Origin of the sequence: Ruficoccus amylovorans, assembly GCF_014230085.1 — a bacterium.
Classification (GTDB): domain Bacteria; phylum Verrucomicrobiota; class Verrucomicrobiia; order Opitutales; family Cerasicoccaceae; genus Ruficoccus; species Ruficoccus amylovorans.
Map to the genome: position 1 here is coordinate 22,902 of NZ_JACHVB010000032.1, position 23,758 is coordinate 46,659.

A 23,758-nucleotide genomic window follows, 5' to 3' on the forward strand; every position below is an offset into this window, starting at 1 on the left:
GGGTCAGGAAAGCTTGGGAGGCGGTTCGTTGACCAGCAGCCAGTAAAGCCCGAGCTGCCGGATCGATTCGCTGAACTCTGCAAAATTTATCGGCTTACACACGAAGCTGTTAACCCCAAGTTGGTAGCCTTTGGTCAGATCGGATTTTTCCTTGGAAGAGGTGAAAATGACAACGGGAAGGGTGCGGGTCGCCTCGTCGCTGCGGATGATTTCAAGCACTTCAAGTCCGTCGAGCATGGGGAGCTTGAGGTCGAGCAGAACGAGTTGGGGGAGGTCGTCGGGGTCGCGATCACGGAACTTCCCCTGCGCCCGCAGGTAATTGACGGCATCCTGGCCATTGTGGACGACATCGACCTCGTTGGCGACGCCGCATTTGCTCAGGGCGCGCAAGGTCAGGGCCTCGTCATCGGGATTATCTTCGACCAGCAGGATTTTTCTAACTTTCGTGATCGGCATGAGAGAGGTGATCCAGAGTGAAGAAAAAGGTCGCGCCTCGTTCCGGAGCGCTGTCGGCCCAGATTTGACCGTTGTGACGATGGATGATTCTCTCCACGGTGGCCAGCCCGATTCCTGAGCCCTGGTATTCTTTTTGGGTATGAATGCGCTGGAAGGGCCGGAAAAGCTTGTTAACGTAAGCCATGTCAAAGCCCGACCCATTGTCGCGGACATAGAAAACCTCCTGCTCGGTCGAACCTTCGCCGGGCGGGGTTGCCCGTGTTGAGCCGATCTCGATACGGGCTGAGGGTGTTTTGGAGGTGTATTTCCAGGCGTTGCCGATCAGGTTTTCCAGCACGTTGCGAATCAGCCAGTTGTCCCCCTCCGCGCTCAGGTCAGGGGCGATGACCACCTCGGGACAGTGGCCGGGATCGGCCTGCCGCAGATCGTCAACGACCTGCTGGGAGAGGCTGGAAATGTCCAGCGGGGCAATTTTCAGCTCGCCCGTTGTGGAGCGGGAGAGGCTCAACAGGCTGTCAATGAGCTCAGCCATGTTATGGGTAGCCCGCAGGATACGGCTGATGTAGTCAGCCGCCGTCTGGTCGAACTTCTCGCCGTACTCCTCCTTGAGCGCCTCGCTGAAGCCGGCCATGGCGCGCAGTGGGGCGCGCAGGTCATGCGACACCGAGTAGGCGAAGCTCTCCAGCTCGCGGTTGGCCACTTCGTACTGCGCGGTGCGCAGGCGCACCTGGGATTCGAGTTGGGCGTTGAGCTTGCGGAGGGCTTCCGAGTTGCGGCGGTCCTGGGTGACATCCTGGTGGATGCCGATGATGCCGAGGGTGTCGCCATCGTTATTTTTCAGCGGACATTTGAGGTAGCGGATGATGCGCTCATCGCCGTTGAGGAACTGTGTCTCGTAGCCGGTGAGGGTGATGCCCTCGTTGAGTACCCGCTGGTCATCGGCGAGGTGCTGACTGGCGGTTTCGGGGGGAAAGATGGCCTGGTCGGTCATGCGTGGAATGGTCTTCTTGTTCACGCCGTAACGCAGGTAGAAGTAGCGGTTGGCGGTGAGGTAGTTGCCATTGCCGTCCTTGAGAAAGACACATAATGGGACGTTGTCCATCAGCGTGCGGTAGCGGTCTTCGGTGAAGGCGAGCTTGGAAATAATGCGGCGTCCCTCGCGCCAGAAAATCAGGCTATAGATGATGATCCATACGGTGCCAAGGAGCAAGGTCACGATAATTGCGCGCCGGTAGGGGGCGCTGAACTCCGACATATCCATCTTGACCACGACGGCGGCATCCAGTTTCGGCAGCGGGACCAATGCGGCGATGACCTTTTTATCACGGTAATCCTTGGCAATGATTGTCCCGCTGTCGCCAGCGAGGGCGCGCCGAAGTGGTTCCGGAAGAGGGTCGGCCCGCTTCAGGATATAGGGGCCTGCCCCTTCCGGCTCCCGGCTGCTGAAAATATAAAGGTCGTCCCCTTCGTAGTAGCCGAGCACGTTCTCTCCGGTCTGGCGAAAGCTGCCGCTATGGGTGATCGCATTGGCGAGGTGGGAGAGGATTTTGGAGGGGTCCTGATTGTCGGGTTCGCGGCCGGTGTTGAAATCCTCGTCGATGGCGTGGGGGGAGGCCGGGCTATGGTCATCGAAGATGTGGGAGTGGGTAATGTGCTCCAGCAAGGAAATCTTGTTCTGCGCGGAGGCGAGGAGATTCGCGCGGTACTGTTCGAGTCGGGCATTGTAAATGATCCAGATGGCCAGCCCGGCGACACCGTAAACCATCAGCGCCATGAGCACGATGACCGTGGCAATTCGGCGGGAGTCGAGGTAACGTTCCGAATCTATGCTGCCTCCGTCCGAAGTCTGCTGCATAGGCTACCGTCATCTGCTTGCCTCATAAGTCAAACGCTTTGACAGGATTAGGGATCTTCTAATGCGTGGGAAATGCTCACTGGGTGCGCGTCCGCTTGGGGGAAAACAAAAAGACCTCTCCGTCAGTTCGCGGAGAGGTCTTTTTTAAAGAAAACGGGGAGCACCCCCCGCGCTATGCGGGCTAGACGAGCATCAGGGCCGGGGTCTCCAGTACGGCCTGGAGAGCCTGGAGGAACTCCGCTCCGGTGGCCCCGTCGATCACACGGTGGTCGCAGGAGAGGCCGATCATCATGCGCTGGCCAGCGGTGATGTTGCCGCTCTTGTCCACGACCGGCTTGTTCAGGGTGGCGCCGACCGAGAGGATGGCGGCGTTGGGCGGGTTGATGATGCCCAGGAAGCTGTTGATTCCGTACATGCCAAGGTTGGTCACGGTGAAGGTCGAGCCGCTCATTTCGTTCGGCGTGAGCTTCTTGTTACGGGCCTTCTGGATCAGCTCCTTGGTCTCGATGCTGTACTGGCGCAGGGTCTTGGCGTGAGCGTCGCGGATGACCGGGGTGACGAGCCCGTCCGGCACAGCCACACCGAAGGCCATATGGACGGCCCCGTGCTGCTGGATATGGTCGCCCATCCACGAGGCGTTGACGCCCGGCACGCGACGCAGGGCCTCGGTCGAAGCCTTGAGGATGAAGTCGTTGACCGTCAGCTTGAGGCCGCCTTCCTCCGGTGCGCGGTTGGACAGGCTGTGGTTAATCTCGGCGCGGAGTTGGAGCAGCGGAGCGGCGTCCACCTCGATCTCCAGATAAAAGTGCGGGATGGTGGTCTTGGACTCGACTAGGCGCGAGGCAATGGCTTTGCGCATGTTGGTGACCTTGATCGGGCCTTCTTCGGCGATGCGAGCGCCCGCGGGCACGTACTGGGCCGGAGCAGCGGAGGAGGCGGACGGCTTGGACGACTGGGCGGCCGGGGCCTTGACGCCTTCTTCGATCGCCTTGAGCACGTCCTTTTTCACGATACGGCCGCCGGGACCGGTGCCGGAAATGGCCGTGAGCGGGATGTTCTTCTGCTCGGCCAGCTTGCGGGCGAGGGGAGAGACCTTGATGCGACCGCCTTCGGTCGGCTCGGGGGCGTCGGAGGATTCCTCATCCTCGGGGATGAACTCCTGCTTGCGGCCCTCGGGCTGGGGCTTCGAGCTGCCGGAAGGTTGGGCGGGAGCCGGTTCGGTCGGGGCCTCCTCGGGCTTTTCGGCCGGTTTTTCCCCGGAATCGTCCTCTTCCTTTTTCAGCGCTTCGGCCTTGTCGGCAATGGCCTCGGTATCGACAGCGGGGGGCTCTTCGCCCTTTTGGCCCACGGCGCACATGGGCGCGCCGACGGGGATTTCGCCGCCCTCGGGGACGTAGTGCTTGAGAATGACGCCGTCAACGAAGCACTCGACTTCCATGGTGGCCTTGTCGGTCTCCACTTCGCAGATCATGTCACCGGAAGCGACCTCGTCGCCCTCCTTCTTCAACCAGTTCACGAGCGTACCCACCGTCATGGTGTCGCTCAGTTTGGGCATTTCGATAATCTCGGCCATGGTGTGTTGTAAAGTAGTGTGCAGATCGGCGGCGTCAACGCCAGGGTGGAAGAAAGAATTTAGCCCCAAAAAGAGCAAAAGCGTCTAAATGAACAATTTTTGTGTTTTATGTGCCTTTTTGCTGCAATGAAAAATTAAGCTGATGATTGGGATAATATGTATTTTTTGATCTCCAATTTCGGGCCCCCAAAGTTGATCAGTAATCCATGTTCAATTCGAGCCGCGCGTAAATACCCCAAAAGTTGTGCTGTGTGTTCATCGGCGAGTGCTTTGCCGGCTTTGAGTTCAATGAAAAGAAGATTTTCAACGTAAAGGTCCGCAAAATATTCGCCTAGCACGGTGCCGTCTTCGTCATAGACGGTAAGCGGGTGTTGCTGGGCGACTTTCAGTCCCTGCTTGGTGAGGCGGTGGGTGAGGGCGTTCTCGTAAACTTTTTCGAGGTGGCCGTTGCGCAGGTAGCGGTGGATGGCAAATGCAGTCTCGCGAACGATGTCGCAGAGTTCATTGATGTTTTGCCAAGACATAGTCGAATGGAAGGAGAATATTTATTGGCCGCAAAAAGGCGCAAAAGACACAAAAAGGAAATGACATAGACTACATGAACTTTCGTTTCTTGAACGCGGTGACGTCGGAGCGGCTGAGACGAAACCATTCTCCATTCAATCGTTTGTTCTCAAAACGGTTGTGCCAATATTTTTCGATTCCAACGCAATCGTCGGTCTCAATTACGTGAATTTCTTCAGTTTCGAGCGGCATTTGAACCCTGATTTGTTTATATCGCTGAGTGGCGTCGAAGCTATGGCCGATTTTATAATCTCTGTCATGCTTGAGCAGATAGACGTGTCCTTTTTTCAGGTTATTCTGCTCGTCACGCTCAGATGAGTTGCTTGCAAGCGGACGGCACATCTCAACGACATCCGAAAATTCGGGGTTGTCGTCACAGAACTCCATAACCCGAGAGGCCATAGTGTTCTTATTGTCAAAGCGTTTACGGATACACTCTTCTGAAGGGAAAGCTGAATCATTGCGTCTCTTCAGCCTCATTTCTCGCTGGGTGGGGAAATGCCCAAGTTCTCGTGTTAACTGTGCTACGGCTAAAAGAAGGTCATGAATAGGAATGGCTTGATTCTTCTGGTTTGGGGCAAAGCCCGCTTCTATGACGGCATCGCTCCATCGGCTCCAGTATTTACCTGCCCAATCCGACTCCTTGATCCTGTCTCTTTTTCGAAACGCGCCGTTCCCAAAGACACTTCATTGTTTTCCAGAGCGGTTCGCCTGATTTCGGCCAGAATGCGCTCCTTCTCCATTTTTGTGCCTTCTGTGCCTTTTTGTGGCTAAAATAAATCCCATCTTGCCCCTTACGCCATTTCGAGGACCTTGTTGACGACGCGCTCGACGCTGGGGATCTGGATGTCTTCGAGCTTTTTGCAGTAAATCTGCGGGGCGTCGATGGAACTGATCCGGCGGATGGGGGCGTCGAGGTAGTCGAAGGCCTTCTCCTGGATGATGAAGCTGAGTTGGGCGCCGACGCCGCAGAAGGGCTTGTTTTCCTCGACCAGCAGGACGTTGTTGGTCTTCTTGACGGTTTCGAGGATGGCCTCCTCGTCGAGCGGGCGGATGGAGCGCAGGTCGAGCACTTCCACGTCGATGTCGTGCTTGGCTTTGAGCTCTTCGGCGGCCTTGAGCGAAGTGATGGCGGCCCGCCCGTGGGCGATGATGGAGAGGTCCTTGCCTTCGCGCAGGATGTTGGCCTTGCCGAGCGGGACGAGGTATTCCTCCTCGGGCACTTCCCACTTCTCATTATAGAGGATGGTGTTCTCCATCACAAAGACCGGGTCGTTGTCGCGGATGGCGGTCTTCATCAGCCCTTTGGCGTCGTAGGCGTTGGAGGGGCACACGATCTTGATGCCGGGGTGGTTGGCGATGATGTTCTCCGGTGTGTGCGAGTGGGTGGCCCCGACGTTGGTGCCGCCGTTGGCCGGCCCGCGCATGACGATGGGGCAGTTAATAAGCCCGCCGGACATGTAGCGGATGGCCGCCGCGTTGTTGCAGAGCTGGTCAAAGGCCACGTAGGAGAAGCTCCAGAACATCAGCTCCATGACGGGGCGGATGCCGAGCATGGAGGCGCCGATGCCCATGCCGATGAACCCGGCCTCGGAAATGGGCGTGTCCACGATGCGTTTCGGGCCGAAACGCTTGAGCAGGCCTTCGGTGACTTTGTATGCGCCGTCGAACTGGGCGACTTCCTCACCCATGATGACGACGTTTTCATCGCGTTCGACCTCTTCACTGAGGGCGTCGTTAATGGCTTGGCGGTAAGTGATCTGTGCCATGGCGAAACTTGGACGTTAAATAAATAGAGAATTTAGAAGGGGGGACGGGTCCGCGTTCAAAATAAGCGCGGGGCCGGAGCCTCGCGTTGTCCGCGGGGACGGCCCGCTATTCAAAGATGATGGTTCCCTGCGAGGTGGTTTCGTCGGTGCGGTTGTCTTCCTCCCAGTAGATGTCCTCGGTGATGGACTCGACGGGCGGGAAGGGGCTCTGGTCGGCGAAGTTGGCGGCGTCGTCGGCCTCCTTCTTGGCCTCCTTGTCGATGGACTGGATGAGCTCGTCGTTGAGCACGCCCTCTTCGAGCAGGATGTTTTGGAAAACGGTAATCGGGTCCTTCTTTTCCTTGTACTCCTGAATCTCCTTCTTCTCGCGGTAGGTCTTGTCCGGGTCGGACATGGAGTGGCCGCGGTAGCGGTAGGTGATGATCTCCAGCAGGGTCGGCATGGACTCCTCGTGGGCCCGCTTGATCGCCTCGGCGGTGGCGGCGCGCACGCTGTAGAGGTTGTTGCCGTTGACGACGTCCCAGGCCATGGCGTAGCCCTCGGCGCGCTTGGCCAGATACTCGTTGAAGGCGGAGGAGCGCACCTGGCTCGTACCCATGGAGTAGCCGTTGTTCTCGATCACGTAAACGACCGGCAGCTCCATCAGCTGGGCGAGATTGAACGCCTCGTGCACGGCTCCCTGGTTGACGGCCCCGTCGCCCATGAAGCACAGGCAGCAGCCCTTCAGGCCGCGGTACTTGAGGGCGTAGGCTATCCCGGCCCCGAGCGGGGTCTGCCCGCCGACGATGCCGTGGCCGCCCCAGTAGTTCTTGTCCGGGGCGAAGAAGTGCATGGACCCGCCCTTGCCTTTGGAGCAGCCGGTGTGCTTGCCGGTGAGTTCGGCCATGCATTCGTTCATGTTCATGCCCACGGCCAGGGCGTGCCCGTGGTCGCGGTAGGCGGTGATGACGTGGTCGTCCGCCCCCAGCAGGGAAACCGTGCCCACGGCGATGGCTTCCTGGCCGATGTAAAGGTGAAGAAAGCCTCCAATCTTGCCCTGTTGGTAGACCCGGATGCTGCGCTCCTCGAAGCGGCGGATGCGGACCATATCCCGGTAGAGCTGGATTTTCTGTTCCGGCGTGAGGACTTTGTTTACCTCGGCGTCGGAGTAATCCTTATCGGGCATTACGCTGATATATTCAGGCTTTTTGTAGATATCTGTTTCGCTGCTCACGGCATAGAAGAGTTGGGCCAGGGAGTGGAGACCCGGCGTTCAGGGCTGACGAATGTGACTTAGCTGGTGCGTTTCTTCAACAACAATCTGTAAATCGCTTTCAGGGAGGCAATCGGCCCGCAGGGCGATGAAGCCGCTTCTGTGCCGATCGTAGTTGGGCCAGATCAGGTGGCGGTCGGAGGGGGGCACCTTGAGGCCGTCCACTTCCTCGCGGGTGAAGAAGCCCATCGGCCCCTCGTCGATCTCCGGGGGCAGGGCGGTAAGCGGCTTGGCGCAGTCGAAAAGGAACATCAGCCAGTGGCCGCTGCCTTCGTAGCCTTTTTCGGAGATCATGGAAAACAGGTGCAGGTCTTTTTCGGTGATTTTGAGCCCGGTCTCCTCGTGCGTTTCGCGGATGGCGCATTCGAACGGGGACTCGCCCTGGGCCATCTCCAGTTTGCCGCCGATCGGGCTCCAGCATCCCAGATTGGGTGCCTTGCGGCGCTCAATGAGCAGCAGCCGCCCGGATTCGTCCCGGATAAAAAGAAGCACGCTGATGCGAAAAGGAAGGACAGAACTCATGGCGGAAGTGATAGGGATACTGCGGAGCGGGTCAACCGTGGGTTATGCACGATTGCGGTTCCGCTTATTTTTTACGCACCCGAGATTTTAGATTGAACTGACCTGCCCGAGTCCTTTTTACTCCTCCGATGACCATGTTCCGTTGCTGCCTCCCCCTCGTACTCCTTTTCGCAACCCTGCTTCCCCTTCATGCCCAGAACGACCCGGTCGTCGTGCAGAATGTGAATTTCAACAGCAGTGTCAGCCCCTTTGACTGGAATAACATCATCGTCAAAGTCCGCGGTCAGGAAAATCCGAACAAGGAAGCCCTCAACGACAAATACGTCGATAATGTCGGGGTTCGCATGACCCTCGGCTACCGCGTCGGCAATCCGCGCGACAATAAATTTTATTTTCTGCAAAGCGAAGTTACCATCGCCACCCTCGAAATCGGCAAGGACAAATCCTTCGCCTTCTGGGTGCCCTACGACATCATCAAGCGTGGTAATTTCAACAAGGAACCCGACTACTGGGTGATCGAATTGACCGTTGATGGTCAGGCGCTTCCGATGCGCCCCTCCAACACCTCCAGGAATGTGACCGACGCCGCGGGACTGACCAGTTTCATGAACGCCGCCAACGCGCAGGTGGGCCAGACAGAGGGCATCATGATGCCCGGTTATCTGTCTCCCTATCCGCCGATTGACCGTTCTCCGGCTGCTTTTATTCGCAAACAGCCGAAGTAATCAAAAACAAGGTGATATAACCGTATCGCCGTGAATATTTTACTTGCCCTGCTGCCCGAACGCCTGGAAAACCCCTGTCTCCCCGCATGAGTGCTTCCAAGACCCTGATTATTAATTGTGGCGCCAGCCACGTGTCCGTATCCACCTTCTCCGCCAACGGCGCAGATCTGCTGCTGGAGGACTTCGTCATCGAGGAGCTTGATTACGACTACTCGATTGATGAGGAGTGGTTGGGTGCGTTGAGCCTTAAATTAGGCGACATTCTGCGCCGAAAGAAGTTCCATGGGCCGGCCACGCTGATCTCCCCCGGGTATCAGTTGCTGACCAAGACCATCAAGGTCCCCCATGTCGAAGCTGCCAAGCAGGCTCAGATCATCGCCTTTGAAGCCCAGCAGAACATTCCTTATCCGCTCTCGGATGTGGTCTGGGACTACCAGGTGATCGCCGATGACGGCGTGGAAACCGAGGTCATCCTCATCGCGATCAAGTCCGACGCGATCAACAGCTTCTGCCAGCAGGTCAGCGGTTTCGGGATTAGCCCGGAGCGCATCTCCGCCGCCTCGATCCTCGACTACAACGCCTACAAGCTCAGCTATCAGGACAACGAAGAGGACACCCTGCTGGTCAACATCGGCGCCCGCTCCTCGAACCTGATCTTCATTAACGAAGACGGCTTCTTTATCCGCAACATCGCCCTGGGCGGCAACTCCCTGACCCAGAATCTGGCCGACAATCTCGGCAAGGGCTTCACCGAAGCCGAAAAGGTCAAGATCGCTTTCTTCTCCGGCCAGACCAGCTACGAACCGGATCACCCCTCCGTCCAGATTCTCCAGAACAACGCGCAGATCTTCCAGCGCCGCATGGGGCAGGAGATCACGCGCTCGATTGTCAATTTCCGCCGCCAGCGCGGCGCCAAGGCTCCCGCCCGCATCCTGCTGACAGGGCGCGGCTCGCTCCTTCCGGGCCTGCCGGAGTTTCTCGCCGAGCAGCAGAAGATGCCCGTCGAGTACTTTGACCCCGCTCAGGGCATCAGCGTGGGCGGCTCGCTCGACAAGGACAGCCTGGGCGAAGACCTTTATTCCCTCGGAGAAGTCATCGGTGAGGCGTCCCGCCTGGTCCTGCCCGAGCCTGTCGCCATCGACCTGCTGCCCTCGGGCCTGGCCGAGGAAATGCGCTTCTCGAAGCAGCGCCCCTTCATTGCCCTGGCGGCGATCCTCTTGGCTCTGGCCACGGTCCCGCCGATCCTCGCCTTCAAGGGCACCTCTTCCAAATACGAGGAGGCCACCCGTCAGGTGCAGAGCAAGGTCGCTCCGCTCAACACTCTGCACTCGGAGATCGTCTCCAACCGTGAAAGTGCCACCGCGCTGCGCAAGGATGTCGGCGACCTCGAAGAGCTTGTCAATGCCCGTTCGAACTGGATCATCTTCTTCACTGATTTGCAGCAGCGCCTGCAGGATGTGCAGGACGTCTGGTTGGAAAACCTTCAGCTCGACCGGGCTTCGGGCGACCGCCTGAAAATGACGGGCCGTATCCTGATCACCAACTACGATCCGAATAACCCGACCGCCAGCAACCAGGAGGCCGCCGACCGGATCAACCGCCTGCTTGAGAGCTTTAAGGAGTCTGAATTCATCAAGGATGTCGCCAACCTGCGGATCGACACCTCCATGCAGCGGATTCTCAAGTTCGAATTCACCCTCATTACCAATCCGGAGAAACCCCTTTAATTTCCGAACATGGGCTTCTTTAAAAAATACCCTGTTTTTGCCAGTCTCGTCACCGTCTTCGTTCTGTTGTTCGTGGCGGGGCTCGTATTCATTTACCTGTCCTTCGCCGGACTGGGGAAGGCCAAGAAGGACTTCTCCCGCGCCGAGAGCAGCTACCAGTCCGCCCTGAGGTTGAGCCCCGCGCCGACCCAGCAGAATGTCGCCAGCTCGGAGCAAAACGTCGAGCAGCTCGCTTCGGCCTTGCAGACCCAGATCGACGCCACCAAGGGCCGGGTGCCGACCTTCATTTCCAAGGATGTCCCCAAGACCGAGGCCGATATGCTGTTCCAGCTCGAAGCCTTCAAGGATCAGTTCACCCGTGATGCGGCCCAGATTAAGCCCTGGGGCGTGGATAGCGACGATGATTCGGGCATCAAGCTGCCCGAGGGGTTCGACTTCGGCTTCGCCCGCTTCCTGTCCACCGGTACTCCGCCACCCGAAAAGTACATCCCCGTCGTTTTCGAGCAGAAAGAGATTCTCGCCTATGTGCTGCGTAAGCTCTACGACAGCGAGCCGGTCTCCATCGAGTCGATCCAGCGCGAAACCAAGGTCGTCGAAATCGCCGCCAATCAGGACGAGCAGAGCAACACGACTTCGCGTCGCTCCACCCGCACCAACCAGCGGGACGCCGGCAACTCCGGCTTCAAGGACGAATTTGAAATCGGCGGCATCTCCGCCCGCGTCCCCGACGCGGTTGAGACCGTTGCCTTCCGCCTGGTCTTTACCGGCTATACGCCCAGCCTGCGCAGCTTCCTCAAGAGCCTTGAGGAGTTCGAGTTGCCGCTCGTGGTCCGCAGCGTCGAGGTCCAGCCCTTCCAGCAAAAGCAGCAGAGGAGCAGCAGTTCGAGCAGCCGGGCCGACAATCCCTTTAGCCTGTTCGATACCGGCTCTGCCGCCGCGGGCACCGAAGAGACCAAATCCGAATACTCGCCCGTCCCGGTTGTGGAGGAAAATCTTTCGCAGTTCACCGTTGTGGTCGAGTACATCAAGGTCCTCATCAAAGCCCCCACGGATGTAGCCGCGCTGGAAGACGCTACCTCTTCGCAAAACCCCATGTAATTCATCGGACTGCCGCATGAACAAGTTTTACGACAAGATTCTTTTCGCCGTTGCCCTGTTGCTCCTCGCCGGGTCTTTGGCCTTCTACTTCACGGGCTCCGATACGGGGCCTGAAGCCAAGTCCCTGAGTGGTACTCCCTCGGGCGCAGCCTATGATGTGGTCGCGGTTCCCCAACCGCAGTTGCAGGGCAGTACTGACTGGCCTGAGGTTCAACCCGTTGGCGACAACGAGAACCGTCTCTACCGTGTTTTCACCCCGCCGAAGATCTACTGGGATCCGGTTGAAAAGGCCCTGACCTGGGACGCCCCTGGCGAAAAGGCTCCGCCGCCTCCCTTCGGCCTGGTCCTCGAAAGCGTCAAGCGCGAGCTCTTCCGCATCCAGTTCGAAGCCTACTTCGAATCCGATGACGGCAATTACGACCACTCCATCGTGCAGTTCTACAACCACGAGAATAGCGAAACGGTTCGCGGCAGTGTCGGTGATGCTTTCCCTGAGAGCGGTTTTGAGATCGTGTCCTTCAATGTCGAACGCAAGGTGGTCGAGACCGAGGGCTCTACGGAAATCTTCCGTTACCCGACCGCTGTTATCAAAGATACGCGCAGTGGCGAAACGCTGACTCTGACCACAGCCGAGCGCCTTTACGTGCCCGACCAATTCGAAATTCATATGGCCACGACTGCTCCTTATCCGGCTGAAAAGTTCACTTGGACAAAAATCGGGGATAAGAAAACCTTTGACGATGCTGAGTTTACTTTAGAAGAGTTTAACTTTGACAACCAGTCCGCAACCGTCGAAAAAACTCCACTTACTTTGGTCGACGGCGTTCCGGCGGAGCCCGTTATCAAGACGTTGTACCCCATAAAAGTTAACCCTGAAACAAAACCTGAAGAAAAAACCCAGCCAAACGCTCCGAAAAGTGATAGTGATTTGGCTGAAGGATTCGAAAGCTTTTTTAATTAATCAGTCACCTCAGCGTTAGTATTGCTGATCTACGTTGCCTCACACATGACAAACATCCTAAAACTCCCTCGCCTGACGACTCTTGCCTGCTTGGTGCTTGTGCTGACGGGACAGGTTTTCCTTGCCTCCTCCTCGATGGGCCAAAGCAGCGACACGCAGGACAAAATCCGCCTGATGTCTTCCGCCATCCGTGCGCGTGACGCTGGTGACCTGCAGCAGGCCAAGACCGATTTGGAAGAACTGCTCCGCCTGGCCCCGAACGACGTTAATGTTCAGCGCCTCCTGATGTCCGTCAACAAGGACATCGAGCGCCAGAGCCAGGGCCAGCAGACCGTTTACGGCCAGGCCGCTTCGGTCAGGGAGTTCAGCCCCTCGTCCACCAGTTCCACCGGCGTGCAGTCCACCAGTGTGGTCGCCGTGGCTGGAAACCCGAATGGCGAGCTGATTACGGATGCCCAGCCTTACACTCCGCCCTCCGCTTCTGCTGAACTCGACGCTGTCCTTGAAGCCGAAGCCGCTTCTCAGGAAATGGCTCTCGATATGGCCAAGGCCGCCATGGCCGATGCCAAGAAGCTGATCAAGGCCGAGCGCTACGCCGATGCCGACGCCCTTCTCGCCGACGCCCAGAGCGCTCTTACGCTCAACACCGCCACCGCCCCGACGATCGAAAAGATCCGCGAAATGCGTGGCGACATCATCCTCGATCAGGGCAATGCTGCGCTCAAGGACCACAATGCCGCCGAAGCCGCCACTTATCTGGCCCAGTATCGCGAAAAGCTCGGCGATGACCAGCGCGCCCGCGAATTTGAAACCAAGGTGACCGCGCTCGAGAACAATCCCTGGTACCAGAACCCGGAGGAACTGAGCCCCGACTTCATGCAGAACCAGAGCGTGGTTGACCAGCTGATGGTTAAAGCCCGCGCCCAGATGCTCTACGGTGACCTCGAAGGCTCTGCCGCCACCCTGCGCGAGGTTGAAGCCCGCGACCCGAACAATTCCGCCGCCAAGGGCCTGCAGATTGAAATCATGCAGCAACTCAAGGACTCCAACTACCTTGACCACTCCAAGACCCGCGACGCCATGCTGCAGGAAGTCGCCCGTTCCTGGCAGCGCCCGCAGATTTTCCAGCTGACCCCGACTGACACCGGTCCCAAGACCACTGGTACGCTTTTGGAAAAGCTCGCCCGCATCGAGATTCCCCGCGTGAGCTTCGCGCAGGTTCCGCTCTCCCGCGTGGTCGAGACCCTCTCGGAACTGTCGGTCGAGTATGATAAGGTCAGCGAAGACTCCAAGGATAAGGGCGTGAACATCGTCCCGGCCAACTGGGGCGGTAACGACCCGATGGTCAGCATCACCCTGCGTAACCTGAGCCTCGACAAGATTCTCGATTTCGTGACCCAGTCCGTGGATTACACTTGGGACGTGCAGAACGACGCCGTTGTCGTCCGTCCCGGTGACGAAGGTAACTACCTCGAAACCGACTTCTTCCCGATCTCCCGCGGCGTGGTTATCCGCCTGACGGGTGTGGGGGAATCCTCCTCCGGCGGCGGTTCCAATGATCCGTTTGCCCCGGCTGCCCCCAGTGGCGGCGGTAACAGCACTTCCGATACCGAGCAGTCCCTGCTCCGTTTCTTCCAGAAGGCCGGCGTTCCCTTCGAAAGCACCAGCGGTTCCAGCCTCGCTTTCGACGGCACCCAGCTGATCGTGACCCAGACCCCGAAGAACCTCGAAAAGATGCGCAACATCCTGCGCCGCTACGACCAGCCCAAGCAGGTCGAAATCGAAGCGAAGTTCCTCGAAGTCAATCAGGGCGTCCTCGACGAAATGGCCATCAACTGGAACATCAATACGCCGCTCTCTGCCGTGGTCGGACCCGGCACTCAAGTCCAGACCGGTAACCGCTCGCTTTCGAGTGCCTTCAGTATCAACTCCGCAACGAGTAATTTGGTTATTGACCAAGGGCCGGTTGACGTTGGCGGCATTGTCGTTGATCCTAACCCTCTTGAGTATCCGCAGACTCCGCCCTCCCTGCCGAATACGATTGACCTCGGTCAGGCTGGTGGCCTGCAGGCCAATGTTGGCTTCAGCATCATGGGGACGAATGTCCAAGCCGTCATCAGTGCCCTCTCCCGCAAGCAGGGCAGCGACCTCCTGAGTTCGCCGCGCCTGACGGTTCTCTCCGGTCGTACCGCGCAGATTGTTGTCGCTCAGGAACTCCGTTACCCGGAAAACTACAGCGACATCGAATCTGAAGTGGGCAGCACCAGCAGCTCGACCGGTTCCTCCGGTTCCGCCGGTGTGACCATTACCGCCGGTACGCCGCAGGACTTCACCGTCCGCAACGTCGGTGTGGAAATGGAAGTGACCCCGACGGTGGAAGAAAACCAGAACATCTCGCTCAAGCTTGAGCCGCGGGTGACTGAGTTCGAAGGCTTCGTCGAGTACGGCGGCACCAGCGTCGCTATCTCCTCGGGCACCACGGTTTCGGTCCCCTCCGGTTTCTACCAGCCGATCTTCAGCACCCGCGAGGTGCGCACCGAAGTCACCGTCTTTGACGGCGCCACGGTGGTCATCGGTGGTCTGACCCGCGAAGAAATTAAGACGGTCAACGACAAGGTTCCGCTTCTGGGTGACATCCCCCTCCTAGGCCGTCTCTTCCAATCCAAGGGTGAAACCTCGACCAAGAAGAACCTGCTGATCTTCGTCACCGCCAACCTGATCTCCCCCGGAGGTTCGCCGAGCGGCCAGCGCCTGCGCAATGTCGAAGCCAACTCGCTCTTCCAGAACCCGATCCTCGTGACCCCGGGTGGTGGCATCAGCCGCGAAATCAGCGAGCAGTAATTCCCAAGGGAATTGATCTTTACAGGCGGCAGGACCGGATTGGTCTTGCCGCCTTTTTTTTATTCGGGGTTACTGTCAGCATGGCGAAAGTTCTCCTTCTGGACGGGTTCAATCTGGCGTTCCGCAGCTACTACGCGCTGCCCGAGCTGACCCGCAGCGACGGCGTGCCCACGGGGGCGCTGCACGGCTGGGTCAAGACGCTCTGGAAGCTGGAGGACATGGAGCGGCCGGACCGGTTAGCCGTCTTTTTCGACGAGGGCGGGTCCGACCGCCATCTGGAGCTGTTGCCCGAGTACAAGGCGAACCGCGACGAAATGCCCGAGGCTCTGCGTGCACAGATGGCGTCGATCCGTGAAATCACCCGTCTGATGGGCTACCCGGTCATTTCCCGGTGTGGGGTCGAAGCGGACGATTTAATCGCCTCAGCGGCCCGCAAATGGGCCTCACCGCAGGAGCGCGTCGTCGTGGTCAGTGCGGACAAGGACCTTGCGCAGCTCGTTAATGGCGAGATCCACCAGTTGCTCCCGGCCCCGACGGCGAATCCCCGGCTTGGTTGGCGGCGGCTCGATGGCGACGGAGTGGTGAAAAAGTTCGGAGTCACCGCGGCTCAAATCCCTGACTACCTGGCACTGGTGGGGGATGCGGCGGATAACATTGCCGGTATCGCCGGGGTCGGCCCGAAGACCGCCGCGAACTGGATTGGGGCCTACGGCGACATTGCGGGCGTGCTGGCCGCCGCTACAGAGATTAAGCCCCCACGCTTCCGCGAAATCCTTCCAGCCTCGGCTGAGCTGCTCCGGCGAAACCTGGAGCTGGTCCGTCTGTGTGATGATTTTGAGATTCCCGAAGTCCAGATCGAAGCCCCGCATACGGCTGAGCTGTCCGACTTTCTCGCCTCGATGGAGATGAAGACCGCCGCCATGCAGGCGCACGAGCGCTACGGACTGGGGCTGCGTTAGTTTCGATAGCGATAAAAAAAAACGGCACTGAATGCGCCGGTTTTTTTGCCATGTTTGAAAGGTCTTACTTGCGTCGCCGGCGAATGACAGCGACGGCAAAGGTTGCTGCCGCGAAGAGGGCGGCATAGGTCGCCGGTTCGGGGACGAGGGCAGCAGAGGTACCGGTGATTTCACCGTATTTGCTGGAGATGCCGCTGGTTGAGCCCTGCTGGAAGGTCATTTCCAGGCTGGAGCTGGTATAGGGGGCGGTGGTATTATAGGCGTCCCAATCGGACAGGGTAAGGGTTTCAGGGAAGAGGGGCCATTCACCGCCAGCGTCCATAGTGAGGGTGTCCAAGGGGCCTTTCAGAGTGAGTCCGATGGAGGTCAGATAGTAAGAGCTGGCCGTGGGCGTTCCCTGGTCGATGTAGGTGTTCTCCGGGAGACTGGAGGAGAAGACGAAGCTATCGTAAGGTTCGCCAAAACCGGGGTTGTAGACATGGCTTAGGAGCAGGGTGCCCGTCGGGGAGGTCAGATCGACGGTTACGATCGAGCTGCTGGCACTCGTGATCGTCAGGGTGGAGGAGAGGATATTGACACCGTTCACATAGGTCGTGCCGTACTGCGGGCCGCGGGAAGTCGGCGTGGCGTTGGTGTCGATGGAGAAGGCGAGCTCAAACGTGTCGCCGGTCTTGACATTCGCCTTGCTACTGCCATTGGGCGAGGTGCCCTTCATCACGCCAGTGAACGTGTAGTTGATAATCTCGGCCTGGGCATTCCAGGCGATCAGACATGCGATAAGAGGAAGAATGCGCTTAAGGCTTATGGGTAGCATGAAATAAGCTAATGCCTCTGACCTTTGAAGGGTCAATACATTTACTGCGTCAAAATAGGCCAAACCATCTAGTTTTTGGCCTTGGAGGACAATGAATCCGAGGAGTTATCGGGCCTGAGATGCGTCATGCCCTGTATTTTTAGCATGAACAGAGTTAGGAGTTTGACGTTTTTTTGACGAGGGAATCGCGGAAGCCGTCAAGGCATACTGGCAGGGAGCATTACCGATTGCTTTGGCTTTTTAGAGCGTCCCGGCTCACGTCAGTGAGAATGACGGCTACTTCGACTCGCCGGATTCGTCGTAGATGTAGCCGACTCCGTGGATGGTGCGGAAGTGCTCGATCGGGCACTGGTGGCGGGCCAGGAGGTCACGGATTTTAACGATGTACTGGTCCAGCGAGCGGCTTTTTACGTCGGCGTGGACGCCCCAGACCGCGTGGATGAGGCTGCGGCGGGTCAGCACCGTGCCGGGGTTGGACACCATGTAGATCATGATACCCAGCTCCTTGCGGCCGATTTTTTCGGTCTCACCGTCGGTGAAGGCAGCTTCGAGGCGCAGGGGGTTGATCTCCGCCCCGCAGAAGGCGAAGGGCTCCTCGGTCAGCTTGGCATTCTGGGTGATCTGGAAATCCTTGGCCGTCTCGGCGCGGCGGAGCACGGCGTTGATGCGCGCGATCAGCTCGGGGAAGCTGAAGGGCTTGGTGATGTAGTCGTCCCCACCCATGTCGAGGCCGCGCACCTTGAGCAGTTCCTCGTTGGCGGCGGTGAAGAAGATGACGGGGATGTTAATGTTGCGCTTCTTGAGGTTCTCGAACAGGTCGAAGCCGTTGCCATCGGGCAGATCGACATCGAGCAGCATCAGGTTGGCGAAATTGCGGCTCAGATAGCGCTCGGCGTTGGCCACGGTGTGGAAGACCTGCGTCATCATGCCCGACTCCTCAAGCTGCTCGGCGACCATGCCGGCGAGCTCTTTCTCGTCTTCGAGGATCAGGATTAGAGGTTTGGTAGTGGCCACGGTGGGGAGATTTTCGATCTCGTTGCAGGTGAACTTGAAAAGGTTTTTTTACATTTGTGGGAAGTAATATCAAATCATTTTTTTACAAGTGATGACCCTAGATGTCCCGGTTTTAGCTTGCCCTCACGGGCACCTGACGTTGTCACTGGAGGGCTGTGAACCAGAATAAACCTATGCTCATGCTCGGCCTTCCGAAGGGTAGCCTCGAAGAGGCGACTCTCAAGCTGTTTGCCAAGGCCGGCTTCAAGATCACCAAGAGCTCACGGTCGTACCGCCCCGGTTTCGACGATCCGGAGCTCGACGGGCGCTTCATCCGCGCCCAGGAAATGAGCCGTTACGTCGAACACGGCTTCTTTGATTGCGGGCTCACCGGGCATGACTGGGTGGTGGAAAACGGTTCCGACGTGGTCGAGGTCTGTGACCTGATCTACAGCCGCGCCTCCAATGTCAAAAGCAAGTGGGTGCTTGTCGTGCCCGAGGCTTCCTCTGTCCAGACCGTCAAGGACCTGGAGGGCAAGCGTATCGCGACCGAAGTTGTCAGCCTGACCCGCAAGTACCTGGAATCCAACGGCGTCACCGCCGACGTGGAGTTCTCCTGGGGCGCGACCGAGGTCAAGGTGCCCGACATGGTGGACGCCATCGTGGACCTGACCGAGACCGGCAACTCCCTGCGCGCGAACAAGCTGCGCATCGTTGACGTGCTGCTGGAAACCAACACCAAGCTCATCGCCAATAAGCAGGCTTGGGAAGACCCGGCCAAGCGCGCCAAGATCGAGACCATCGCCCTGCTGCTGACCGCCGCCCTGACCGCCGAGGCCAAGGTCGGCATGAAGCTGAACATCCACAAGGACAAGGTCGCCGAGGTGCTCAAGGAGCTGCCCGCCCTGCGTAACCCGACCATCTCTCCCCTGACCAACGGCGACTTCGTCGCGCTGGAAGTCATCGTGGACGAGAAGGTCGTGCGCGAGATGATCCCGACCCTCAAGGCCCACGGTGCCGAAGGCATCATCGAGTACCCGCTCAACAAAGTCGTCCCCTGAGCAGGTTGCACCTGCGGGCAATGAGGGGTCCGGCTGGACCAGCAATCGCCCCTGCGGAGCCAGAAAGGCTCCTGCCCCGTGGGAGTGTCTGTGGAAGATAATTTTATCAGCGCCCGGTTTTGCGACCGGGCGTTTTTTGTGTCCGGGGGCAGGGAGGGCGTTGCCTTGTGGTTCGGATGTTACTGCGAATCTGTGTTATCCGTGGCATCCGTGTTTGACTGCTCGCTACGCGAAATCGATGGGTCGGAGGGGTATGTGGAGGGTGAGGAGTTGGCCACCCGGTAAAACTTCGCTTTCGACAAAGTCCGTCGGGTTCTTTTAATGCGTGGTTTTCGAGAACGGGCGATCAGGGAAGAGCAGGCGGGAGTTTTTATTTCGCGCTCTGTGTCCTCTGTGCCCTCTGTGGTTAATCTTATCCTACTTCTTTCTGTCCTATGAACGTCACCCTCGGACTTGTCCAGATGGGCATGGTGTCTGCGCCTGCCGACAACCTCGCCACTGCGGAGCGTCTCATTCGCGAGATAGCCGCGAAGGGGGCGCAGATCGTCTGCCTGCCGGAGATGTTTACCACCCTGTACTTCTGCCGCACGCAGGACCCGGACGCCTTCGACCTGGCCGAGCCGATCCCCGGCCCGACCACGGACGCGCTTTGCACGCTGGCAAAGGAGCTGGCCGTGGTCATCGTGGCCCCGTATTTTGAGAAGCGCATGGGCGGCCTCTACCACAACACCGCCTCCATCATCGACGCCGACGGCACGCTGCTGGGCAAGTACCGCAAGATGCACATCCCGCAGGACCCCGGCTTTGAGGAGAAGTTTTACTTCACGCCGGGCGACCTCGGTTTCCGCGTCTGGGATACGCGCTACGGGCGCATCGGGGTGCTTATCTGCTGGGACCAGTGGTTCCCGGAGGGGGCGCGGCTGGCGGCGCTGGCCGGGGCGCAGATCCTTTTTTACCCGACGGCCATCGGCTGGCTCCCATCGGAAAAAGCCGAGCTTGGCGTGGCCCAGCTCAATGCCTGGCAGACGGTCCAGTGCGCCCACGCCGTGGCCAACGGCTGCACCGTCGCCGCCGTCAACCGCGTCGGTACCGAGGGCGAGACGGAGTTCTGGGGCCACTCCTTTGTCGCCGACACCTACGGGCGTCGCGTGGTCGAGGGAGGCGAGGGCGCGGAACTGCTGTTGCACACGGTCGATCTCGACGCGCAAGAGGAGTTCCGGCGCTGGTGGCCGTTCCTGCGCGACCGCCGCATCGACGCTTACGGCGACATCACCAAACGCGCCATCGACTAGATGAATTTGAGTGACTTTTTGAGGTCACAAAGCACACAAAGAAGCCACGAAGCGCACGAAGGGACTTTTTTAGGAAAAACTCCGTGTCTCTGTGCCTCTGTGTGAGAATAAAACCATGTCAGCCGAACCGACTTTCATCCTCCCCGCCGAGTGGGAACCCCAGGACGCGATCTGGCTCTCGTGGCCGGTCAGCACGCACATCTGGAGCGATTTCCGCGAAGAGATCGAGCCCGCCTTTGCGCAACTCGCCGCGCAGTTCAGCTACTTTGAGCCGGTCAGGATCAACGCCGATGGTCGCGCCCACGGGAAAATCCGTGAGCACCTCAACCGCGCGCGGGCCGACCTCTCGGTGATCGAGCTGTACGACCACCCGACGGACGACGTGTGGTGCCGCGACCACGGGGCGGTCTTCGTCCGCGACGCCGCCACGGGCAAGCTTGCCGCGACCGATTGGCAGTTCAACGCCTGGGGCGGGAAGTTCACGCCTTACGACCGCGACAACACAGCTGCCGCCCGCATGGCCGACGCGCTCGGCATACCCTGCCACCGCTCGGAGCTGATTCTGGAAGGCGGCGCGATCGAATCCAACGGCGCGGGCGTGCTCCTGACCACGGAGGAGGTCTTGCTCAACCCGAACCGCAACCCCGAGTGGTCCCGCTCCCAAGTCGAGGCCGAGTTGCGACGGCTCTTTGGGGTGCGGGAAATTTTCTGGCTTCCGCGCGGGCTCGACCACGACGACACCGACGGCCACATCGACAACATGACCCGCTTCATCGGCGAGAACGCCATATTGACGGCAGTGGAACCCAAAACAATGCCAGCAGGTGCAACCTGTCAGCCGTGGCTGGAAGAGGCCCGCCTGCGGCTGAAGGAGCGATTCGAGACCGTGCTGGAACTACCGCTTCCCGAGCCGGACGCGACCTGGCCCGAACCCCGCCCGGCCAGTTACCTGAACTACGCCCTCGTCAACGACGCCGTCATCGTGCCGAGCTTTGGCCAGCCCAAGAACGACGACTTCGCCCGGGGCCTGCTCGCGGACTGCTTCCCAGGCCGCAAGGCCGTCAGCTTCGACTGCCGCCTGTTCCTCGAAGAAGGTGGTGCCGTCCACTGCCTCAGCCAGCACCAGCCGCAAATGCTCGGCGTTTGATCCGAATGAGGGGTGCTGCCCCCGCGCGGCACTGCGTGCCTACTCATTTCGCGACGGGAGGAGTAAACAAAGCGACCTCGGGGCAGCGGCCTTTTTGGCCGCGATGGGGCAGAGCCCCATCAGGATGCGGAAGCATCCAGAGTGCAGGGCATGCCCTGCTTTTGGGCTTGTCAGGGTGGGGGAAAAGGTGCATTTTCTTCCCCCTTTCGCCGCTCTAACCAGCGGGCCCCAGTCAAAACCGATTAACCAAACAACCTAACCTTAACCCCGGAGCGCCACCGAATATTTGGGGGGTGTGCTATCCGGCTAACAGTCAAAGACCTATGAGTTCCATTATGGAAGAACTGCTCGCTATGAGCGAGCTTGGTAACCTGCATTCGGGTACCATCGTCAAGGGCACCATCACTGAAGTCCGTCAGAACGAAGTCATCGTTGACATCGGCGGCAAGTCCGAAGGGTCCATTTCCGCCAGCGAATTTTTCGACATCGGCGAACTCTCCATCGGCGAGGAAATCGAAGTGTTCCTCGAAAAGCTCGAAGACAAGGACGGCAACCCGATCCTGTCCTTCGACAAGGCCGAGCAGAAGAAGAACTGGGAGAACATCCTCAGTAAGTGCGAAGAAGGCACGATCATTTCCGGTCGCGTCAAGAGCAAGGTCAAGGGCGGCCTCATCGTCAGCATTGGCGTGGACGCGTTCCTGCCGGCCTCGCAGATCGACATCCAGCCGCCGAAGAACCTGGACCAGTACCTGGCCCAGACCTACGACTTCAAGATCCTCAAGATCAACACCGAGCGCCGCAACATCGTCATCTCGCGCCGCGAGCTGATCGAAGAACAGCGCCAGGAAAAGCGCCGCAAGCTGCTTGAGGAAGTCAAGCCGGGCGACACCCGCCGCGGCACGGTCAAGAACATCACCGACTACGGTGCGTTCATCGACCTGGACGGCCTCGACGGCCTGCTCCACATCACCGACATGAGCTGGGGTCGCATCTCCCACCCGAGCGAAATGCTCAAGGTGGGCGAAGAGATCAACGTCATGATCATCGAAGTGGACCGCGACCGCGAGCGCGTCTCCCTCGGCCTCAAGCAGACCACGGAAAACCCCTGGGAGAACATCGAAAAGAAGTTCCCGGTCGGCGCCAAGGTCTCCGGCAAGGTCGTCAACCTCGTCCCCTACGGTGCCTTCGTGGAACTGGAAGAGGGCGTGGAAGGCCTCGTGCACGTCACCGAGCTGTCCTGGACCAAGCGTATTTCCAAGCCGAGCGAAGTTCTCAAGGTCGGGGAAGAAATCGACGCCGTTGTTCTGGGCATCCAGAAGGACGAGCAGAAGATCTCCCTCGGCGTTCGCCAGCTCGAAGTCAACCCGTGGGATATGGCCCGCCACAACTACCCGGTTGGTGCGCGCGTCCGCGGCAAGGTTCGCAACCTCACCACCTACGGTGCGTTTGTTGAGCTCGAAGAAGGCATCGACGGGATGGTTCACGTCTCCGACATGTCCTGGACCCGCAAGATCAATCACCCGAGCGAAATGCTCAAGAAGGGTGACGAGATCGACGCCATCGTCCTCGACGTGGACGTGGACCAGCAGCGCATCTCCCTGGGCATGCGTCAGCTCACCGACGACCCCTGGAGCGAAATCGACCGCTACTTCAAGATCGGCGACGTGGTCAAGGGCAAGGTCACCAAGATCACCTCGTACGGCGCGTTCATCCAGCTCGATCAGGACATCGACGGCCTGGTGCACATCAGCCAGATCGCCGAAGACCACGTCGAGAAGATCAAGGACGTGCTCAAGGAAGGCGACGAAGTCGATGCCCGCGTGATCAAGATCGACCGCGACGACCGCCGCATCGGCCTGTCGATCAAGGCCGCCTCTTACGACCGCGACCAGCTCGCCGCCGAAGTGGCCGCCTTCGACAAGGTCCGCAGCGACACCGACCTGACCAACCTCGGCGACATCCTCGACGAAGCCACCAAGGAGTAAGCGGGTCGCACCCCGCGGGCTATGAGGGGCTTCCGTCCCTATGCTGCCGACAGGCGGCTACCCCGTGGAGTGCTTCACGAAGATTCCGACAGTCATTTACACAAAGCCCCGGCAATATGCCGGGGCTTTTTTTGTGCCTGCGGCAAAGGGGGCCAGGGATCATC

At 59.1% G+C, this 23,758-nt stretch carries 20 protein-coding genes; 10 read left to right on the plus strand and 10 right to left on the minus strand.

Annotated elements, in window-relative coordinates:
- Positions 1 to 3 precede the first annotated feature (3 nt).
- From H5P28_RS10410 to H5P28_RS10445, 8 genes are all read right to left on the minus strand, one after another.
- Positions 4 to 456, minus strand: coding sequence for a response regulator (locus H5P28_RS10410; protein ID WP_185675642.1), 453 nt, complete (start codon positions 454 to 456; stop codon positions 4 to 6).
- Positions 437 to 2,311 carry a sensor histidine kinase gene (locus tag H5P28_RS10415; protein WP_185675643.1) on the minus strand — a complete coding sequence of 625 codons (1,875 nt, stop codon included), beginning with the start codon at positions 2,309 to 2,311 and terminating at the stop codon, positions 437 to 439. Before H5P28_RS10415 ends, H5P28_RS10410 begins: the two co-directional genes overlap by 20 nt.
- Positions 2,312 to 2,492: 181 nt before the next feature.
- The gene (locus tag H5P28_RS10420; RefSeq protein ID WP_185675644.1) at positions 2,493 to 3,884 is read right to left on the minus strand and encodes a pyruvate dehydrogenase complex dihydrolipoamide acetyltransferase; all 1,392 of its coding nucleotides are present in this window, start codon (positions 3,882 to 3,884) and stop codon (positions 2,493 to 2,495) included.
- Between the two features lie 134 nt (positions 3,885 to 4,018).
- Entirely contained in the window at positions 4,019 to 4,408 is a 390-nt protein-coding gene (locus tag H5P28_RS10425) for a GxxExxY protein (protein WP_185675645.1), read from the minus strand.
- A 70-nt stretch (positions 4,409 to 4,478) separates the two neighbouring features.
- Positions 4,479 to 4,928 (minus strand): GIY-YIG nuclease family protein, encoded by a 450-nt coding sequence (locus H5P28_RS10430; RefSeq protein ID WP_185675646.1) that lies wholly within the window; start codon positions 4,926 to 4,928, stop codon positions 4,479 to 4,481.
- 314 nt (positions 4,929 to 5,242) lie between these two features.
- Positions 5,243 to 6,217: an alpha-ketoacid dehydrogenase subunit beta gene (locus tag H5P28_RS10435; RefSeq protein ID WP_185675647.1), complete on the minus strand. Its 975-nt coding sequence runs from the start codon at positions 6,215 to 6,217 to the stop codon at positions 5,243 to 5,245.
- Between the two features lie 106 nt (positions 6,218 to 6,323).
- On the minus strand, positions 6,324 to 7,382 hold the full coding sequence (pdhA, locus tag H5P28_RS10440) for a pyruvate dehydrogenase (acetyl-transferring) E1 component subunit alpha (RefSeq protein ID WP_185675648.1): 1,059 nt from the start codon (positions 7,380 to 7,382) through the stop codon (positions 6,324 to 6,326).
- A gap of 87 nt (positions 7,383 to 7,469) precedes the next feature.
- Complete coding sequence (locus tag H5P28_RS10445; RefSeq protein ID WP_185675649.1) at positions 7,470 to 7,991, minus strand: NUDIX hydrolase; 522 nt, start codon at positions 7,989 to 7,991, stop codon at positions 7,470 to 7,472.
- A gap of 134 nt (positions 7,992 to 8,125) precedes the next feature.
- Here H5P28_RS10445 and H5P28_RS10450 point away from each other — a divergent pair, with 134 nt between their 5' ends.
- The 6 genes from H5P28_RS10450 (at position 8,126) to H5P28_RS10475 (ending at position 16,302) form a co-directional block, all read left to right on the plus strand.
- Entirely contained in the window at positions 8,126 to 8,716 is a 591-nt protein-coding gene (locus H5P28_RS10450; protein ID WP_185675650.1) for a hypothetical protein, read from the plus strand.
- An 86-nt stretch (positions 8,717 to 8,802) separates the two neighbouring features.
- Positions 8,803 to 10,443 (plus strand): pilus assembly protein PilM, encoded by a 1,641-nt coding sequence (gene pilM, locus H5P28_RS10455; protein WP_185675651.1) that lies wholly within the window; start codon positions 8,803 to 8,805, stop codon positions 10,441 to 10,443.
- A gap of 9 nt (positions 10,444 to 10,452) precedes the next feature.
- Positions 10,453 to 11,541, plus strand: a complete 1,089-nt coding sequence (locus H5P28_RS10460) for an Amuc_1100 family pilus-like protein (protein ID WP_185675652.1) — start codon at positions 10,453 to 10,455, stop codon at positions 11,539 to 11,541.
- Between the two features lie 16 nt (positions 11,542 to 11,557).
- Positions 11,558 to 12,502: a hypothetical protein gene (locus H5P28_RS10465; protein ID WP_185675653.1), complete on the plus strand. Its 945-nt coding sequence runs from the start codon at positions 11,558 to 11,560 to the stop codon at positions 12,500 to 12,502.
- Positions 12,503 to 12,547: 45 nt separating this feature from the next.
- Positions 12,548 to 15,343 carry a type II secretory pathway, component PulD gene (locus H5P28_RS10470; RefSeq protein ID WP_185675654.1) on the plus strand — a complete coding sequence of 932 codons (2,796 nt, stop codon included), beginning with the start codon at positions 12,548 to 12,550 and terminating at the stop codon, positions 15,341 to 15,343.
- A gap of 80 nt (positions 15,344 to 15,423) precedes the next feature.
- Positions 15,424 to 16,302 carry a 5'-3' exonuclease gene (locus H5P28_RS10475; protein WP_185675655.1) on the plus strand — a complete coding sequence of 293 codons (879 nt, stop codon included), beginning with the start codon at positions 15,424 to 15,426 and terminating at the stop codon, positions 16,300 to 16,302.
- A 64-nt stretch (positions 16,303 to 16,366) separates the two neighbouring features.
- Here the strand turns inward: H5P28_RS10475 and H5P28_RS10480 are convergent, their stop codons facing one another.
- Positions 16,367 to 17,116: a PEP-CTERM sorting domain-containing protein gene (locus tag H5P28_RS10480; protein ID WP_185675656.1), complete on the minus strand. Its 750-nt coding sequence runs from the start codon at positions 17,114 to 17,116 to the stop codon at positions 16,367 to 16,369.
- Positions 17,117 to 17,392: 276 nt separating this feature from the next.
- Positions 17,393 to 18,130 carry a response regulator transcription factor gene (locus tag H5P28_RS10485; protein ID WP_343075475.1) on the minus strand — a complete coding sequence of 246 codons (738 nt, stop codon included), beginning with the start codon at positions 18,128 to 18,130 and terminating at the stop codon, positions 17,393 to 17,395.
- 179 nt (positions 18,131 to 18,309) lie between these two features.
- On the opposite strand from H5P28_RS10485, the gene hisG reads away from it, so the two are divergent.
- The 4 genes from hisG (at position 18,310) to rpsA (ending at position 23,594) form a co-directional block, all read left to right on the plus strand.
- Positions 18,310 to 19,170 (plus strand): ATP phosphoribosyltransferase, encoded by an 861-nt coding sequence (hisG, locus tag H5P28_RS10490; protein ID WP_185675657.1) that lies wholly within the window; start codon positions 18,310 to 18,312, stop codon positions 19,168 to 19,170.
- A gap of 434 nt (positions 19,171 to 19,604) precedes the next feature.
- Complete coding sequence (locus tag H5P28_RS10495; protein WP_185675658.1) at positions 19,605 to 20,462, plus strand: carbon-nitrogen hydrolase; 858 nt, start codon at positions 19,605 to 19,607, stop codon at positions 20,460 to 20,462.
- A gap of 115 nt (positions 20,463 to 20,577) precedes the next feature.
- Positions 20,578 to 21,609: an agmatine deiminase family protein gene (locus tag H5P28_RS10500; RefSeq protein ID WP_185675659.1), complete on the plus strand. Its 1,032-nt coding sequence runs from the start codon at positions 20,578 to 20,580 to the stop codon at positions 21,607 to 21,609.
- A gap of 323 nt (positions 21,610 to 21,932) precedes the next feature.
- On the plus strand, positions 21,933 to 23,594 hold the full coding sequence (gene rpsA / locus H5P28_RS10505) for a 30S ribosomal protein S1 (protein ID WP_185675660.1): 1,662 nt from the start codon (positions 21,933 to 21,935) through the stop codon (positions 23,592 to 23,594).
- The last annotated feature ends 164 nt before the right edge of the window (positions 23,595 to 23,758 follow it).

Excerpts from the sequence above, each read along its gene's own strand:
- H5P28_RS10410 (WP_185675642.1), bottom strand. The coding sequence starts at position 456 with ATGCCGATCACGAAAGTTAGAAAAATCCTGCTGGTCGAAGATAATCCC.
- H5P28_RS10415 (WP_185675643.1), bottom strand. The coding sequence starts at position 2,311 with ATGCAGCAGACTTCGGACGGAGGCAGCATAGATTCGGAACGTTACCTC.
- H5P28_RS10420 (WP_185675644.1), bottom strand. The coding sequence starts at position 3,884 with ATGGCCGAGATTATCGAAATGCCCAAACTGAGCGACACCATGACGGTG.
- H5P28_RS10425 (WP_185675645.1), bottom strand. The coding sequence starts at position 4,408 with ATGTCTTGGCAAAACATCAATGAACTCTGCGACATCGTTCGCGAGACT.
- H5P28_RS10430 (WP_185675646.1), bottom strand. The coding sequence starts at position 4,928 with ATGAGGCTGAAGAGACGCAATGATTCAGCTTTCCCTTCAGAAGAGTGT.
- H5P28_RS10435 (WP_185675647.1), bottom strand. The coding sequence starts at position 6,217 with ATGGCACAGATCACTTACCGCCAAGCCATTAACGACGCCCTCAGTGAA.
- pdhA (WP_185675648.1), bottom strand. The coding sequence starts at position 7,382 with ATGCCCGATAAGGATTACTCCGACGCCGAGGTAAACAAAGTCCTCACG.
- H5P28_RS10445 (WP_185675649.1), bottom strand. The coding sequence starts at position 7,991 with ATGAGTTCTGTCCTTCCTTTTCGCATCAGCGTGCTTCTTTTTATCCGG.
- H5P28_RS10450 (WP_185675650.1), top strand. The coding sequence starts at position 8,126 with ATGTTCCGTTGCTGCCTCCCCCTCGTACTCCTTTTCGCAACCCTGCTT.
- pilM (WP_185675651.1), top strand. The coding sequence starts at position 8,803 with ATGAGTGCTTCCAAGACCCTGATTATTAATTGTGGCGCCAGCCACGTG.
- H5P28_RS10460 (WP_185675652.1), top strand. The coding sequence starts at position 10,453 with ATGGGCTTCTTTAAAAAATACCCTGTTTTTGCCAGTCTCGTCACCGTC.
- H5P28_RS10465 (WP_185675653.1), top strand. The coding sequence starts at position 11,558 with ATGAACAAGTTTTACGACAAGATTCTTTTCGCCGTTGCCCTGTTGCTC.
- H5P28_RS10470 (WP_185675654.1), top strand. The coding sequence starts at position 12,548 with ATGACAAACATCCTAAAACTCCCTCGCCTGACGACTCTTGCCTGCTTG.
- H5P28_RS10475 (WP_185675655.1), top strand. The coding sequence starts at position 15,424 with ATGGCGAAAGTTCTCCTTCTGGACGGGTTCAATCTGGCGTTCCGCAGC.
- H5P28_RS10480 (WP_185675656.1), bottom strand. The coding sequence starts at position 17,116 with ATGCTACCCATAAGCCTTAAGCGCATTCTTCCTCTTATCGCATGTCTG.
- hisG (WP_185675657.1), top strand. The coding sequence starts at position 18,310 with ATGCTCGGCCTTCCGAAGGGTAGCCTCGAAGAGGCGACTCTCAAGCTG.
- H5P28_RS10495 (WP_185675658.1), top strand. The coding sequence starts at position 19,605 with ATGAACGTCACCCTCGGACTTGTCCAGATGGGCATGGTGTCTGCGCCT.
- H5P28_RS10500 (WP_185675659.1), top strand. The coding sequence starts at position 20,578 with ATGTCAGCCGAACCGACTTTCATCCTCCCCGCCGAGTGGGAACCCCAG.
- rpsA (WP_185675660.1), top strand. The coding sequence starts at position 21,933 with ATGAGTTCCATTATGGAAGAACTGCTCGCTATGAGCGAGCTTGGTAAC.